Origin of the sequence: Pseudomonas sp. EA_105y_Pfl2_R69 (assembly GCF_963970915.1) — a bacterium.
In the GTDB taxonomy this organism is placed as follows: domain Bacteria; phylum Pseudomonadota; class Gammaproteobacteria; order Pseudomonadales; family Pseudomonadaceae; genus Aquipseudomonas.
Genome location: NZ_CAXAOO010000001.1, coordinates 703,537 through 718,451, shown reverse-complemented (window position 1 = coordinate 718,451; position 14,915 = coordinate 703,537). Strand labels below are relative to the sequence as shown.

At 60.0% G+C, this 14,915-nt stretch carries 14 protein-coding genes and 3 tRNA genes; 10 read left to right on the top strand and 7 right to left on the bottom strand.

Going from position 1 to position 14,915, the window contains the following annotated elements:
• Positions 1 to 49: 49 nt before the first annotated feature.
• Both AACY13_RS03125 and AACY13_RS03120 read right to left on the bottom strand, forming a co-directional pair.
• Positions 50 to 1,714: a PglL family O-oligosaccharyltransferase gene (locus AACY13_RS03125; protein WP_339459244.1), complete on the bottom strand. Its 1,665-nt coding sequence runs from the start codon at positions 1,712 to 1,714 to the stop codon at positions 50 to 52.
• A gap of 179 nt (positions 1,715 to 1,893) precedes the next feature.
• On the bottom strand, positions 1,894 to 2,313 hold the full coding sequence (locus AACY13_RS03120; RefSeq protein WP_339459242.1) for a pilin: 420 nt from the start codon (positions 2,311 to 2,313) through the stop codon (positions 1,894 to 1,896).
• 224 nt (positions 2,314 to 2,537) lie between these two features.
• On the opposite strand from AACY13_RS03120, the gene pilB reads away from it, so the two are divergent.
• The 5 genes from pilB to yacG all read left to right on the top strand — a co-directional run bounded on the left by pilB (position 2,538) and on the right by yacG (position 7,487).
• Positions 2,538 to 4,241 (top strand): type IV-A pilus assembly ATPase PilB, encoded by a 1,704-nt coding sequence (pilB, locus tag AACY13_RS03115; protein WP_339459241.1) that lies wholly within the window; start codon positions 2,538 to 2,540, stop codon positions 4,239 to 4,241.
• 3 nt (positions 4,242 to 4,244) lie between these two features.
• Entirely contained in the window at positions 4,245 to 5,462 is a 1,218-nt protein-coding gene (locus AACY13_RS03110; RefSeq protein ID WP_339459240.1) for a type II secretion system F family protein, read from the top strand.
• Positions 5,463 to 5,465: 3 nt separating this feature from the next.
• On the top strand, positions 5,466 to 6,338 hold the full coding sequence (locus tag AACY13_RS03105; RefSeq protein WP_339459239.1) for a prepilin peptidase: 873 nt from the start codon (positions 5,466 to 5,468) through the stop codon (positions 6,336 to 6,338).
• Positions 6,339 to 6,681: 343 nt separating this feature from the next.
• Positions 6,682 to 7,290, top strand: coding sequence for a dephospho-CoA kinase (gene coaE / locus AACY13_RS03100; RefSeq protein ID WP_339459238.1), 609 nt, complete (start codon positions 6,682 to 6,684; stop codon positions 7,288 to 7,290).
• Positions 7,287 to 7,487 (top strand): DNA gyrase inhibitor YacG, encoded by a 201-nt coding sequence (yacG, locus tag AACY13_RS03095; RefSeq protein ID WP_339459237.1) that lies wholly within the window; start codon positions 7,287 to 7,289, stop codon positions 7,485 to 7,487. The genes coaE and yacG overlap by 4 nt, the downstream gene beginning before the upstream one ends.
• Before the next feature lie 103 nt (positions 7,488 to 7,590).
• Here the strand turns inward: yacG and AACY13_RS03090 are convergent, their stop codons facing one another.
• Entirely contained in the window at positions 7,591 to 7,806 is a 216-nt protein-coding gene (locus AACY13_RS03090; protein ID WP_339459235.1) for a hypothetical protein, read from the bottom strand.
• A gap of 105 nt (positions 7,807 to 7,911) precedes the next feature.
• Entirely contained in the window at positions 7,912 to 8,601 is a 690-nt protein-coding gene (locus AACY13_RS03085; RefSeq protein ID WP_339459234.1) for an energy-coupling factor ABC transporter permease, read from the bottom strand.
• Between the two features lie 487 nt (positions 8,602 to 9,088).
• Here AACY13_RS03085 and AACY13_RS03080 point away from each other — a divergent pair, with 487 nt between their 5' ends.
• The 4 genes from AACY13_RS03080 to AACY13_RS03065 all read left to right on the top strand — a co-directional run bounded on the left by AACY13_RS03080 (position 9,089) and on the right by AACY13_RS03065 (position 11,836).
• The gene (locus AACY13_RS03080) at positions 9,089 to 9,718 is read left to right on the top strand and encodes a DUF1780 domain-containing protein (protein ID WP_339459232.1); all 630 of its coding nucleotides are present in this window, start codon (positions 9,089 to 9,091) and stop codon (positions 9,716 to 9,718) included.
• Positions 9,715 to 10,209 carry an MOSC domain-containing protein gene (locus tag AACY13_RS03075; protein WP_339459231.1) on the top strand — a complete coding sequence of 165 codons (495 nt, stop codon included), beginning with the start codon at positions 9,715 to 9,717 and terminating at the stop codon, positions 10,207 to 10,209. Before AACY13_RS03080 ends, AACY13_RS03075 begins: the two co-directional genes overlap by 4 nt.
• An 88-nt stretch (positions 10,210 to 10,297) precedes the next feature.
• Entirely contained in the window at positions 10,298 to 10,471 is a 174-nt protein-coding gene (locus AACY13_RS03070) for a DUF3094 family protein (RefSeq protein ID WP_339459229.1), read from the top strand.
• A 63-nt stretch (positions 10,472 to 10,534) separates the two neighbouring features.
• The gene (locus AACY13_RS03065; protein ID WP_339459227.1) at positions 10,535 to 11,836 is read left to right on the top strand and encodes an NAD(P)/FAD-dependent oxidoreductase; all 1,302 of its coding nucleotides are present in this window, start codon (positions 10,535 to 10,537) and stop codon (positions 11,834 to 11,836) included.
• Positions 11,837 to 12,131: 295 nt separating this feature from the next.
• Here the strand turns inward: AACY13_RS03065 and AACY13_RS03060 are convergent.
• The 3 genes from AACY13_RS03060 to AACY13_RS03050 all read right to left on the bottom strand — a co-directional run bounded on the left by AACY13_RS03060 (position 12,132) and on the right by AACY13_RS03050 (position 12,374).
• Positions 12,132 to 12,207 (bottom strand) — tRNA-Lys (locus AACY13_RS03060).
• Between the two features lie 5 nt (positions 12,208 to 12,212).
• A tRNA-Pro gene (locus tag AACY13_RS03055) sits at positions 12,213 to 12,289 on the bottom strand.
• A 9-nt stretch (positions 12,290 to 12,298) separates the two neighbouring features.
• Positions 12,299 to 12,374 (bottom strand) — tRNA-Asn (locus AACY13_RS03050).
• Positions 12,375 to 12,585: 211 nt separating this feature from the next.
• On the opposite strand from AACY13_RS03050, the gene AACY13_RS03045 reads away from it, so the two are divergent.
• Complete coding sequence (locus tag AACY13_RS03045; RefSeq protein ID WP_339459225.1) at positions 12,586 to 14,913, top strand: DUF1631 domain-containing protein; 2,328 nt, start codon at positions 12,586 to 12,588, stop codon at positions 14,911 to 14,913.
• The last annotated feature ends 2 nt before the right edge of the window (positions 14,914 to 14,915 follow it).

Below are 14,915 nucleotides of genomic sequence, written 5' to 3'. Positions count from 1 at the left end.
CTGCAAGAAGCGAGACACCAATTACAAAACCCAAAAACCCGCACAAAAATCATTCATTAAACACTGCAGCTAATTGCGGAAATTGCTCTCGCATCGCGTTCAACTCGGCCAAAGCCTGGCCATAGTTATTACCCCCGTAAATACTACGAAAAATTAATAACTGCTCCCGCGCAGCATCTGGCTGGCCATTAATCCCCAGCGCAATCGCATAGCGGAGAAAGCCAGAAAAATTTGGAAACCGGTATACTACCCGTCGCATCCGATCCAACTGTTCCTGATTCATATTAACGATCGGCGGAGTGCGCACAAAATAAATGAACTCACGCAACTGACTCAGCAAAATAACATCCGGGGCTGACTGCTCCGCTTTTAACTTGCCGACGCGAGCCAACTCAAATCGCATCAAACGAAAATCCTCATCAATAATACGGTACTCACGCCATGCCCAACCATAAACACCTATAAACAACGCCAGAACAATACTCAAAAGCCAGCGGGGCATGCCTACTTCAAGCGCCTTAGCCGGCCGCTCGGCTGCAACGACTCCTAACAACAGGCCCAACGGAAAAAGAAAAAAAGCATACTCCAACGGATATTCAAGCAAACTATGCACCAGCACAAAACCTGCCGCAACTAGAGCAAACTTGCTTTCCGAGTCCTGCGCAAACCGGCACAACTTAAACAGCCACCCCCCTACACCCAAAATAATCAGCACACCCAGCAGCGGACCATTCCATACCAGCATATCAAGTAAAATGTTATGACTGTGCGCGGAGATCAAGGCCGCAGGATAACTCAGAGAATTTTCAACTTGAGCAACATTGACTTGCCCCCATCCATAGCCCCACAACGGGCCATGCCAAACAGAGCTGAAGAGCTGCATCCAAATATTCAAGCGCTCAGTTAATGACCCCGCCCTCATAGCGCCACTACTGGACAGCGCAAGCCAATTGGCAACATGAGGCAGCACAACTACATAACAGCTATATATAGCTAGACATCCGAGAATTTGACGCACAGTTAAACGCGACTTGTGGAAAGCACTCTTCCAACCCCAAAAAACAACTACTGACAACGCACCAGCCCAAGGGGTCCGAGACTGAGTCAACGCGACCCCAAAGAGTAAAAAACCAACTAAAATTGCAGCTACCACACGATTCAGCAACTGTTTCTCATAAAAATATAAAACACCTGCCAGCCCCATACATAAAAGAGTTGCCAAATTATTGGGCTGAGCCAAGTTGGCAAATGGCCGCCCACCAAAACGCAGGTCAGCCACCCAGATACTCCCCGGAAGCATCAACCACTGACGCATAGCGATCCACTGAGATAAAACAGCACCAACAATGAAAGCTGCAGCAAGTAATTGCACAAGGTGATGACGCTCCCCTGCCGGGGCAGTCAGGTTGTAGCCAACCTGTAACATCAGGGCAAATCCGATCAGATAAAAAAAAGTGACCCAAGCATCCCCTGCAAAATAAATCACGCCTGCCCACAACTGTAATAGCGGAATAGCTGACATCAAGAAAAAACCGATAATCGCCAGCGAAAGCTTCATCCGCCCTGACAAGAGCATGACTGTGACCAGCAGCAAACCCGCAAAAAAAACAGCAAATTCCTGGTAAGCCACGACCCACGGCAAATAATGGTTGGGCAACAGCCAAGCCAAATTAAATATGCCAAAAGCCAGAATCAGTAGCCATTTCTGGCTCAAGGTTGAGTTCATGCATAGGCCCTGCGAATAAATTGAAGCAAAAAAATGCCCCGCACAAGGCAGGGCATTTATTCGTTAAGGTTATTTTCTGTTGAATTCTAATTGAGCAAACGACAGCCAACATGCACTCAAAAAAATTAAGCCCCCAACAGATTAACCACCTCAACACTACAAACTAATTACTTACAGCTGCCTGGCATCCAGTTCAGCGGGGTACCAGTACAAGTCCAGCCAGTAACCGGCCCGGTTGTGGCATCAGCTGGGGTAGGAGTGAGCAAAACTTCAGTATCGTTTGCCGCCAAAATACTGCCAGTAGCCGTGATCACACCCGCCGCATCAACCGCAACCGACGCAACATACTGCGACGTCTGGGAGGTAGAACATGCCGTGAAGTCTGCGGCAGCCAAGCTTTTTGCACTCTGGTTAATTTCTTGGACACAGGTGCGCGCCGAGCTTGCAGCCAGCACTACCTCAGACGCCTTGGCGCGGTTAGTGTAGTCCTGGTAAGCCGGCAGCGCGATGGCAGCCAGAATACCGATGATCGCAACCACGATCATCAATTCGATCAGGGTAAAGCCTTTCTGCATTTGAGCTTTCATTAAAGTCTCTCCTAAATATGGGCAGGTCCAACGACCTGCCAAATTCAATGCAGCCAGCGTGCCAACTCACACAACATCATGATTAATGCCGTTTACCCCACGCAGGGTATCTGCCGACGCCACTCACTCGGCACTAACTGCCATTTTTTGTCACCGGTTCTCCGCACGTTTGGCAGCCAGAACCAACTAGGCTATAAGGCAGACATCAAAATTGAGAATCTTGTATGAATGACTGTGTATCGCTCTCCGGCTTAGCCAAGCAGATGGTACTGGCTGAATTGCTGGATGAAAAAACCGCTCAACAGGCACAGCAACAGGCCCAACGCAACAAGCTCTCGCTGGTTACCTACCTGGTGCAGAACAAGCTGGTGAAGAGCCGCGCCCTCGCCGAGCTGGCTTCCGAGCAATTCGGAGTGGCCTTTGTTGACCTCAGCAGTATTGACAAAGAAATGCAGCCCAAGGACCTGGTCAGCGAAAAACTTATTCAACAGCATCGTGTGCTGCCTTTATGGCGCCGCGGCAACAAGCTGTTTATTGCGGTATCGGACCCGGGCAATCATCAGGCCATCACGGACATCCAGTTCTCCACCGGCATGACGACCGAGTCGATTCTGGTAGAGGACGACAAGCTTGGCGATGCCATCGACAAGTTTTTCGACAACGCCAGCAATGGCATGGAAGACCTGGCAGATATCGATCTGGACGGCCTGGATGTCGAAGCGGTCAACGATGAATCCCAGGACAAGGGCGAAGGCAATGCGGCCGATGACGCTCCAGTGGTCCGCTTCGTCAACAAGATGCTGCTGGATGCGATTAAGGGCGGCTCATCCGACCTGCACTTCGAACCCTATGAGAAAACCTACAGGGTGCGCTTTCGCACCGACGGCATCCTGCTAGAAATCGCCCGCCCGCCAGTACAGCTGGCCCCGCGCATATCGGCGCGCCTAAAGGTGATGGCTGGCCTGGATATTTCCGAGCGGCGCAAGCCGCAGGACGGGCGGATCAAGATGCGTATTTCCAAAACCAAGTCCATCGACTTCCGGGTCAGTACCTGCCCGACCCTGTGGGGCGAGAAGATCGTGATGCGGATTCTCGATGCAACCAGCGCGCAGATGGGCATCGATGCCCTGGGCTATGAACCCGCACAGAAAGACCTCTATATGGCGGCGCTCAAGCAGCCCCAGGGCATGATTCTAGTCACCGGCCCGACCGGTTCGGGCAAAACCGTATCCCTGTATACCGGCCTGAATATCCTCAACACTGTGGATGTGAATATCTCCACGGCCGAGGATCCAGTGGAAATCAACCTGGAAGGTATCAATCAGGTCAACGTCAACCCCAAGCAGGGCATGGATTTCACCGCCGCCCTGAAGGCCTTTTTGCGTCAGGACCCGGACATCATCATGGTCGGCGAGATCCGCGACCTGGACACCGCCTCCATCGCGGTCAAGGCCGCGCAAACCGGGCATATGGTGATGTCGACCCTGCACACCAACAGCGCCGCGGAAACCCTGACCCGTCTGCGCAATATGGGCGTGCCATCGTTCAACATCGCCACCTCGGTTAACCTAATTATCGCCCAGCGCCTGGCGCGCAAGCTGTGTAACAGCTGCAAGAAAGAGGTACAGATCCCAAGAGAAGCCCTGCTCGAGGAGGGTTTCCCAGAAGACAAGCTGGGCACCTTCAAGATTTATGGCCCGGTAGGCTGCGAAAACTGCAACGGTGGCTACAAAGGCCGTGTCGGTATTTATGAAGTGGTTAAAAACACGCCTGCCCTGCAACGGATTATCATGGAAGAAGGCAATTCTATTGATATCTCGATCCAGATGCGCAAAGACGGCTTTAATGACCTACGCACCTCAGCTCTACTGAAGGCCATGCAGGGCATAACCAGCCTCGAAGAAGTGAACCGCGTGACTAAGGACTAACCGATGGCCGTGAAAGCAATAAAAACCAGCACCTTCGCGTGGGAAGGCACCGACAAAAAGGGAGCCAAGGTAAAAGGCGAAGCCAGCGGCCAAAACCCGGCACTGGTCAAAGCGCAGTTGCGCAGACAGGGCATCAACCCGCTCAAGGTCCGTAAAAAGTCCGAGTCTCTGTTTGGTCGCGGCAAGAAAATCACGCCTCTGGACATTGCCTTGTTCGCGCGGCAGATGGCCACCATGATGAAAGCCGGCGTGCCCTTGCTGCAGTCGTTCGACATTATCGCCGAAGGCGTCGATAACCCGAATATGCGCAAGCTGGTGGATGACATCAAACAGCATGTGGCCGCAGGCAACAGCTTTGCCGCCGCCCTGCGCACCCGCCCCGAACACTTCGATGACCTGTTCTGCAACCTGGTAGACGCCGGCGAACAGGCCGGTGCCCTGGAAAACCTGCTGGACCGGGTGGCCACCTACAAGGAAAAGACCGAAGCGCTCAAGGCCAAAATCAAGAAGGCCATGAACTACCCCATCGCGGTAGTCGTAGTGGCCATTATCGTTTCGGCCATTCTGCTGATTAAGGTAGTACCGCAATTCGAGTCGGTATTTGCTAACTTTGGCGCAGAATTGCCGGCGTTCACCCAGTTCGTGATCGGCTTATCGCAAAGCTTACAAAAGTGGTGGTTCGTTATTCTGCTTATCATGTTCGCCAGTGCCTTTGCCCTGAAAGAAACCAACAAGCGCTCCGAGAAATTCAGGAACTGGATCGACCGCATGGCGCTGAAAGCGCCCATTGTCGGCGATATCATCTACAAGTCTTCGGTGGCCCGCTACGCTCGCACCCTGGCCACCACCTTCGCCGCCGGCGTGCCTCTGGTGGAGGCATTGGACTCGGTGGCAGGCGCAACCGGCAATATCGTATTCAAGGATGCCGTGAATAAGATCAAGCAGGACGTCACCTCCGGTATGCAGTTGAACTTTTCCATGCGCAGCACGGGTGTATTTCCGTCCATGGCCATCCAGATGACCGCCATTGGCGAGGAATCCGGCGCACTGGATATGATGCTCGACAAGGTGGCCAGTTATTACGAGGCAGAGGTTGATAATGCCGTCGACGGCCTGACCGCTCTGATGGAGCCGCTGATCATGTCGGTACTCGGCGTGCTGGTTGGTGGCCTGGTTATTGCCATGTACCTGCCTATCTTCCAGCTCGGTTCCGTTGTCTAACCTATGCCAGTGATCGACTTTCTGGCCAGCCATGCGCTGGCCTTTGTTTTATTTGCGCTGCTGCTCGGCCTGCTGATCGGCAGTTTCCTTAACGTCGTGGTCTATCGCCTGCCGCTGATGATGCAGCGCGACTGGCGCGAGCAGGCCCGCGAAGTGCTTGAGTTGCCGGCGGAGGATCGCGGGGCGACCTTCAACCTGTTGCTACCCAACTCGAAATGCCCGCAGTGCGGTCACGAGATCAAGGCCTGGGAAAACATCCCGGTGATCAGCTATCTGTTTCTGCGCGGCAAATGCTCCAGCTGCAAGACGCCGATCAGCAAGCGCTACCCCCTGGTCGAACTGAGCTGCGGCCTGCTCTCGGCCTATATCGCCTGGCACTTCGGCTTCACCTGGCAGGCCGGCGGCATGCTGCTGCTGACCTGGGGGCTGCTGGCGATGAGCCTGATCGACGCCGATCACCAGTTGCTGCCGGATGCCCTGGTACTGCCGCTGCTGTGGCTGGGCCTGATCCTCAACCATTTCGGTCTGTTTACCAGCCTGGAAGACGCACTCTGGGGCGCGGTGGCCGGCTACCTGAGCCTGTGGTCGGTGTACTGGCTGTTCAAGCTGATTACCGGCAAGGAAGGTATGGGTTATGGCGACTTCAAACTGCTGGCCATGCTCGGGACCTGGGGCGGCTGGCAGGTGCTGCCGCTGACCATTCTGCTGTCCTCGCTGGTCGGCGCGGTGCTCGGGCTGATCATGCTGCGCCTGCGCAACGCAGAAACCAGCACCCCGATCCCCTTCGGCCCCTACCTGGCCATCGCCGGCTGGATCGCCCTGCTCTGGGGCGAGCAGATTACCAGTGGTTATCTGCAGATTGCCGGGTTCCGCTAAGAGGGTGTTTACAAATTACTGCGCTCGGCCATGCTGCGTTGAACTCAGCCTCAAAATGCTCATGTACTACTCGTACACTCCGCTTTCTCGGCTGATTTCGCCTTGCCTGGCCATCGCTCGCTACTTTTGTAAACCCCCTCTACCAAGCCACTGAAAAACTGCCTGCTAGCCCCCGTAGGGTGCGCCGCGCGCACCACCCCTACCACCGCTCCCGAATGCAGATCATAGAGGCCGTGCGACGCTGCACGGCCACGCCGCAACAGGCAAACGGCCATGCGGTTCGCCAGCCCCCGACCGGGTGCTCTACAATCCGCGTTCTTCTACGGCATATGATGTACGGACTATGAAACCCTGGATTCTTGGCCTAACCGGCGGCATTGGCAGCGGCAAGAGCGCGGTTGCGCAACACTTTATCGACCTGGGCGTGCACCTGGTCGACGCCGACCACGCCGCACGCTGGGTGGTCGAGCCGGGCCGGCCGGCGCTGGACAAGATAGTCGAGCACTTTGGCGGCGGCGTCCTGCAAGCCGACGGTCAGCTGGATCGCAGCGCCCTGCGCGCGCGCATCTTTGCCGACAGCGATGAACGACGCTGGCTGGAGGCGTTGCTGCATCCGCTGATTGGCCAGGAGATCATGGACTATCTGGCCCGCGCCGAATCGCCCTATTCGATCCTGGTTTCGCCCCTGCTGATCGAGTCCGGGCAACACCGGCTGACCCAGCGCGTGCTGCTGGTGGATGCCCCCGAACAGTTGCAGATCCAGCGCACCATTGCCCGTGACCAGAGCTCGGAGGAACAGGTGCAGGCCATCCTCAAGGCCCAGGCCAGCCGCAGCGAACGCCTGCAGCATGCCCACGATGTGCTGGTTAACGATCGCGACCTGCATTGGCTGCAAGCCGAGGTCGAGCGCCTGCACAACTTTTACCTGACCCTACGCGGAGGCCAAGCATGAGCACCCCCACCACCGTTGCCTGCCCGACCTGCGGCGCACCCGTCGAATGGGGCCCGCAAAGCCCTAGCCGACCCTTTTGCTCGGAGCGCTGCAAGCTGATCGACCTCGGGGCCTGGGCCTCGGAGGATCACGCCATACCCGGCAACTCGCTGGAAGACGATCTGTTTTCCGGTGAACTGCCACCGCGCGAGCATTGATCGCCATCAGACGAGTAGAGTGCCCCATTCGGCGAGAGACGGGTGTGGCCTCGGTGCGCGCGGCGCACCCTACAAGAGCGGCCTAACCTCACGCTGATCGCGTCTAGGGCCGCATAAAGCCATAGTCGCGCTCATCGTCCAGGTTATCGGCCAGAAATTGCAGCTCGGCGGCCAGGTCGGCATGGTCACGCTGCAATCGGCTGCGCTCGACCACCGCACTGAGCAGCGCGCGCAGGCTCAGCGCGCTATCGAAGCCCTGCTCGTGGGCGCGCTGCAGGCTCTGCTCAAGCTCCTCTCTGGCCCATTTGTGCATGCCCATCTCACACCTCCTCAGTTGTCCTGGGCGAGCGTGCCAAACCGGCCGCGCCGCACCTTGACCTGGATCAACCGGCCCGCCTCGATAAGCGCGCCGAAGGACGCGTTATCACTCGGGGTGGTTATCGTCCTTCCAGGGTGCCGCCAGATAACGCGAGCGATTGAAGGTTTCCAGCCAGTCCGGGTAGAACACCACCAGCGCCGTCACCAGCATGCCGTTGATAAAGGCCTCGGGGAACATCACCAGCCACAGGTAGCCGATAAAGTCCCCCAGCCAGGGCGGCATGGGAAACAGACCATCCATCCACAACACGGCGAACCCCGCGCCGACGCACAGCAATACGGCCAGGGCCGCGGCAAAAAAGCCGCTGAAAAAGATATAGACGAACAGGTTGCGCGGCTGCGCTCGCTCGACCCATAACGCACAGGTTTCGGTCACCGCCACGGGAATCGCCACCAGCAGCAGGCCATTGACGCCCAGGGCGGCCAGATCCTGTCGCCCCAGCGCTACCATCCCCAGCTGTGCGGCAACGCCGGCCAGGACCGCCAGCGGCCAGTCCAGCAGCAGGGTCACCGCCGTCATGCCGATAAAGTGATAAGACAGGCCGGAATCGAAATCGCGTCGCACCAGCCACAACACAAAGAGCACCAGGGCCGTACCACCCAGGAGATGCTGCCGGCGCAGATCGCTGAACAGTTCCAGCCAGGGCGCACGCCACAGCGCCCAGCCCAGCAGCGGCAGGTAGAGCAACCAGCCGGCCAGCTGGGTGGCGGGTTGCAGCAGTTCGGCAGCGATCATGGCGTCCCCCGATAAGCCGACGGAAGAGCACGTCAGCAACCCGGATTTTGCCTGCGAAAGCAGAAGATGAGCAAGGCAGCTCGACGCAGAGAGCCGGCGCGGACCATCGCAGTCCAAGGGCATGTAGGCGGGGCGTATCCGCCATATAGGACATGACCACAGCTTCGGCTGTCGACTCTTTGCCGGGTTGCACCAGGGCTTATCCGTAGACGGGCTACGGGCTCGGGGGACGCGCAGGAGATCCCTGCCGCGCTGTCGCGCAGCAAACTGGGGTGCCATTGCGATTATCAGTTTGCGGGTAGCTACAGGCTGCGATGCGTTTCGCGGGCATGGCCCGCTCCTACGGCCTGCGAGGCTTGCGTAGAAACACAGGATCTACCGAGCGCGCCGCAGGGTGAATGAGGCCTTTCGCATCCAGCCTCGCGACAGAACATCCTGTCGCACCGGGGTATACCAACAACCCGGCCGCGCAGGCTAAGCTGACAACATGGACGATTCGGATTATCTGCGCCTGCTTACCCATCAGGCCGAACAGGCCAATGCCTTTCTCTCCAATGCCCGCAAATGGGAGCGTGAGCGTTGGGTATGCCAGCGCCTGCTGCAAGCACTCAACGTCAGCCATCGCCTCGACGAGTTCAGCGCCGCCCAGCAGGATCCGCCGGACGTGCTGTTTCGCGATGCCTGTTTCGAGGTGTTCTTTGTCCTGGATGAGGGCCGCCGCCTGAACGACGAGTGGCGTGCCGAGCTGGAGCGCCGGCGCAGCGCCTTCTCCCTCAGCCAGCTGGTGCGCCGCGAAGCCCGGCCCCGGCGCATCGGCGCGGCCGAACTGCAGCAGCGCCTGAGCCCCACCCTGCGCAAGAAGGCCCACAACTACGGCGAGCGCGGCATGGACCTGGGCGAGCTGGACCTGCTCGCCTTTGTCAGCCTGAAGCGCGCCACCCCCGACTTCAACAGCCATTTCCCGCCGCCCACCGAGTTCCTGCGCCAGGGCTGGCGCTCATTGTCGCTGGTCGGGCCGACTTTCGCCCGGGTGCTCTTTGCCCATCCGGATGCGCCGGATTTCCTGCGCAGCAACCTCGGCCGCAGCGTGCTTTTCGACGTAGGGATCAGCCTGTGAGTCCCTTGCAGGAACTGCTCGCCGCCGTGCCGCAACAAGGCCGGGTACGCTGGATCGGCGTACGCCCGGCAGCGCGGGCCGAGATGCTCGAACTGCAGGCGGTGGAAGCCCGGCGCGAAGCCGGCCTGACCGGCGACCACAGCCGCCCGGGCCTGCACAATGCGCGGCAGGTCACCCTGATCCAGTGGGAACATCTGGCCGTGATCGGCGCACTGCTCCAGCGCCCGCCTGAGCAGCCGATCACCCCGCAGGAGCTACGGCGCAATATCGCCATCAGCGGCATCAATCTGTTCAGCCTCAAGGGCCGGCGCTTTCGCCTCGGCCAGGCGATTCTGCAGACCACCGGCTGGTGCCAACCCTGTGCGCGCCTGGAGGAACGCCTGGGCAACGGCACCTTTCAGGCCGTGCGCGGGCATGGCGGCATCACCGCACGGGTACTTCAGGGCGGCATTATTCGCCTGAATGACTTACTGTGCGTTGAGCCGCTGTAAGGCACACCGCTAGAATGCCCACCATCGCTCAACCACGCCCCCGCAAGCAGCGTCGCTTGCCGAGCGCCCCGAGCCCGCGAGGATCCCTATGTCCAGCCGCCTGAATGCTGATGACCAGAAACGCGTCGAGCAGTATCTGAGTGCCCCGCAGCACCAGATCGAGCGTCAACCCTTCAGGGTCTGGCGATTGCTGACGGTCATCGTCGCCATCGTGATCGGGCTGGGCCTGTTAAGCCGCCTTCTGAGTCGACTGGTGCTATGAGCTGCATTGCGCTCGCCCATGTCGACTCGCCACGTTTTCCTAAAAGCCTTGTGAGTGTCGCAAATGACTCATCGAATAGTGATTGTCGGCGGTGGTGCTGGCGGTTTGGAGCTGGCCACCCGCCTGGGTAGAACCCTGGGCAAGCGCGGCCAGGCCCAGATAACCCTGATCGACGCCAACCTTACCCATATCTGGAAGCCCCTGTTGCACGAAGTCGCCGCCGGCTCGCTGAATTCCTCGGTGGACGAGCTGAACTACGTGGCCCAGGCCAAGTGGAACCACTTCGAGTTCCAGCTCGGACGCATGGCCGGCCTCGATCGCGCCCAACGGCGGGTGCGCCTGGCCGCCACCCTGGATGACGACGGCACCCTGCTGATGCCCGAGCGTGAGCTGGGCTACGACAGCCTGGTGATCGCCGTCGGCAGCACCACCAACGACTTCGGCACGCCCGGCGCAGCCGAGCACTGCCTGTTTCTCGACACCCGCGACCAGGCCGAACGCTTCCACCACCAGCTCCTCAGCCATTACCTGCGCGCCCACGCCAACCAGGCAAGCAGCAGCGGGGTAATCAACGTGGCCATCGTTGGCGCGGGTGCCACCGGCGTCGAACTGGCCGCCGAGCTGCACCACGCGGCCCACGAACTGGCAGCCTACGGACTGAACGGCATCCGCCCGGAAAATATGCGCATCACCCTGATCGAGGCCGGCCCGCGGGTATTGCCCGCCCTGCCGGAACGCATCGGCAAGCCGGTACACAAGACCCTGGAAAAACTCGGGGTCACCGTACTGACCGGGGCCGCCGTCAGCCAGGTCACCCAGGACGCCCTGCACACCGCCGATGGCCAGGAGATTCCCGCCAGCCTCAAGGTCTGGGCGGCCGGCATCCGCGCCCCCAGCTTCCTCAAGGATCTGGACGGCCTGGAGAGCAACCGCATCAACCAGCTCCAGGTCAAACCCAGCCTGCAGACCACCCGCGACGACAATATCTTCGCCTTCGGTGACTGCGCGGCCTGCCCGCAGCCCGGCAGCGAAGGCAAGAACGTGCCGCCACGCGCCCAGGCGGCGCACCAGCAAGCCTCGCTACTGGCCAAATCGCTGAAGCTGCGCATCGAGGGCAAGGCCCTGCCGGAGTATCGCTACCGTGACTACGGCTCGCTGATCTCGCTGTCGACCTTCTCCGCGGTTGGCAACCTGATGGGCAACCTGACCGGCAGCGTGATGCTCGAAGGCTGGCTGGCGCGGATGTTCTACGTGTCGCTGTACCGCATGCACCAGATCGCCCTCTACGGCACCGTGCGCACCCTACTGATGATGCTGGGCGACCGCATCGGCCGCAGCACCGAGCCGCGCCTCAAGCTGCACTGAGGTCGCGCACCATGGGTTAGCGGCGCTAAGCGCAGGGCGAGCAGACACAGCAAACGTGGCGCGCCGCGTAACCCACCAGACTATTGCCCGGGTTGCGCCCTCGCTGGGTTATGGCGCAACAGAGCTTACTGAGTCCTCGTTATCCGCAGCGTGCGCCTAACCCACCCTACGTGAGAGCGCTTCACCGCTGACTGGTCTGTACAGGACTCCTGCGACCGAGAAACCTGGAAGCCAAATCGCAGGCAATAAAAAACCCGCACTAGGCGGGTTTTTTATCATTCAAGCGAACTTGAAATGGTGGGTCGTGTGGGATTCGAACCTACGACCAATTGGTTAAAAGCCAACTGCTCTACCAACTGAGCTAACGACCCAAAAATGGTCGGGGTAGGGGGATTCGAACTCCCGACATCCTGCTCCCAAAGCAGGCGCGCTACCGGACTGCGCTATACCCCGATGAAAGATTGGCTCCGCGACCAGGACTCGAACCTGGGACCCAATGATTAACAGTCATTTGCTCTACCGACTGAGCTATCGCGGAACTACTTGCTTCCTTTCTCAGAAACCGGAGCCGGTTGTTAAATCGTTTCCCGTGTCTGAGGCGCGCCATTTTACGTTTCCGCGCGCGCCTGTCAACCCCTTAAATTGCTTTTACTACAATGATTTGCAGACGGCTGACAGGCTGCTATATGTAGCGAGGCCTGCACCCAACGCAGGACGCTCCGGTCCCCCGGCATACAACAGGAAAGCGCATGAGCAACCAGGGCCAACCACCGCATCCGCCGAGCACCCTGCACAGCCTGGCCAGCCTGGCCAGCCGTGGCATCCAGCCGCGCTTTGGCGAGTTGGCGCAGAGCTGTCGCAAGCTGGTGATGAACAACCTCGCCGAACACCTGGGCGGCGTATTCACCCAGGTCGACGACACCCTGTTCGCCCTTGCGGACAAGGCCGAAAGCAATCAGCTGCAAAGTCTGTTCTTCGACAACATGCGCGAGATCCGTAAACAGCGCCCGCAGATCGAGCGCAGCTACCACCAGCAGATCGCCCGCAACTTCTCCGACTTCTTTGCCGGCCAGCGCCAGCCGCCCGCCAGCGCCGAGGCCCTGGACGCCGAACAGCTGGTACTGGTGCAGAACGAGGACTACGAGGAAAGCCTGCAGATCACCAATATGGTCAGCCAGGTGAAAGCCCGCTGCGCACAGCCGCTGTTCGCCCTGGAACAGCGCCTGGCGCAGCTCAACAATGGACAAAAGCTCGACGAGGACAGCAACCCCTTCGGCCCGCAGATGATCGCCCAGGCCTTTCGCCTCGCCCTGACCCCCTGCCCCTTCCCCCTGCGCATCAAGATCGTCCTCTATACGCTGTTCGACACCCAGGTCATGGACAGCCTGGAAGCGCTCTACGCCGCCCTTAACCAGCGCCTGATCGAGGCAGGGGTGCTGCCCGAGCTCAAATACAGCGCACAACGCACTGCCAATCCGCCACGCAGCGCCGCTCCCACGCCACCTAGCCATGTCGAGAGCGGCGCAATACCCCGACCACCCAGCGCGCCACCAGGCCCGCCAGCGCCCATGGCGAGCGAGGTGCCGCCCAGCGACCCGACGGAACTGCTGGGCAGCCTCGCCGCCCTGCTGGGCGAGCACCGTCGACGCGATCGCCACGCCGCCCTGCCGGACGGCACGCGCAGCATGGCCAGCCTGACCCCGCACAATGCCACGCGCACCTACAGCGCCCGCGAACTGCTCGACGCCCTGAACCGCATGCAGCGACAGTCGGCCCTCGAACTCGCGCAACACCTGGGCCAGCCACAGCCGGTGGACGACCTCAAGGCAACCCTGCAACAGCAGCTGCAGGCGCACAGCCCATTACCCGCCGAACACCGGGTTGCCGATCAGGAAGCCGACGTGATCGATCTGGTCGGCATGCTGTTCGACTTTATTCTCGACGACGACAACCTGCCCGACAGCTGCAAGACCACCCTCTCCCACCTGCACACGCCCTACCTGAAAGTGGCCCTGCAGGACAAAGCGCTGTTTACCCAGCATCACCACCCCGCGCGCCGCCTGCTCAACGCCATGGCCCAGGCCGGCGTGCTCTATGGCGGCGAAAGCGAGGAAGGCGGCCTGCAGGCGAAAATGCAGTGGGTGGTGGAGCGGGTGGTCCATGACTTCGCCATCGACCTGCAACTGTTCGACAGCCTGCTCGACGAGTTCAACGCCTATGTCGCCACCCTCAGGCACAAGGTAGAGCTACGCGAGCGGCGCGCCGTGCAGGCCGCCAAGGGTCGCGACAAACTTCTCGGCGCACGCCAGCGCGCACTGGCGGTGATTGCTGCTTGCCTGAACAACCGCGCACTGCCGAGCATCATCCACAACTTCCTCGAACTGACCTGGGCCGACGCCCTGGTGTTCGTATGGCTGCGCCATGGCGAAGACAGCCACGAGTGGCGACGCGCCTGCGAGGTGGCCGAGCAACTGGCCTGGAGCGGCACCCCGCTCGACGAAGCCGACCGTGAACGCCTGCAGGCCCTGCGCATCGCCCTGCTGGACGACCTGCGCAAGGGCCTGGAGTTACTCGGCGGTTACCATGAGGACGGCATCCGCCGCCTGCTGCAGGACCTGGTGGCCTGCCAGCATGCGGTGCAGGGCGAACAGCCCCAGGTGGCCGAACGTCTCAAGCCGGTACAGGTGGAAAGCCAGCTCGGCACCCTGCTCGGCGAGGATGCGCCGCTGGCCACCCCGACACCGCGCGACGCCAACCTATCGCCGCGCGCCCAGGCGCTGGCCAGGGAACTGCAACAGCTCGAGTTCGGCACCTGGTTCGAATTTGGCAGCGGCGAGCAACTGCACACCCTCAAGCTCTCCTGGTTCAGCCCGACCACAGACAACTACATGTTCGTCGACCACAGCGGCCAGCGTGCGGCCATCAAGCCCCTGCAGCAACTGGCCCGGGAAATGGAGCAGGGACTGGCGCGAATCATCCCCGCAGAACGCGACGCGCCCCTGGTGGATCGCGCGCTGAATGCCATTTACCGCGTACTGCAGCGCTTTACCGGACGCCCCCACGAGCCCCACGAATAAGG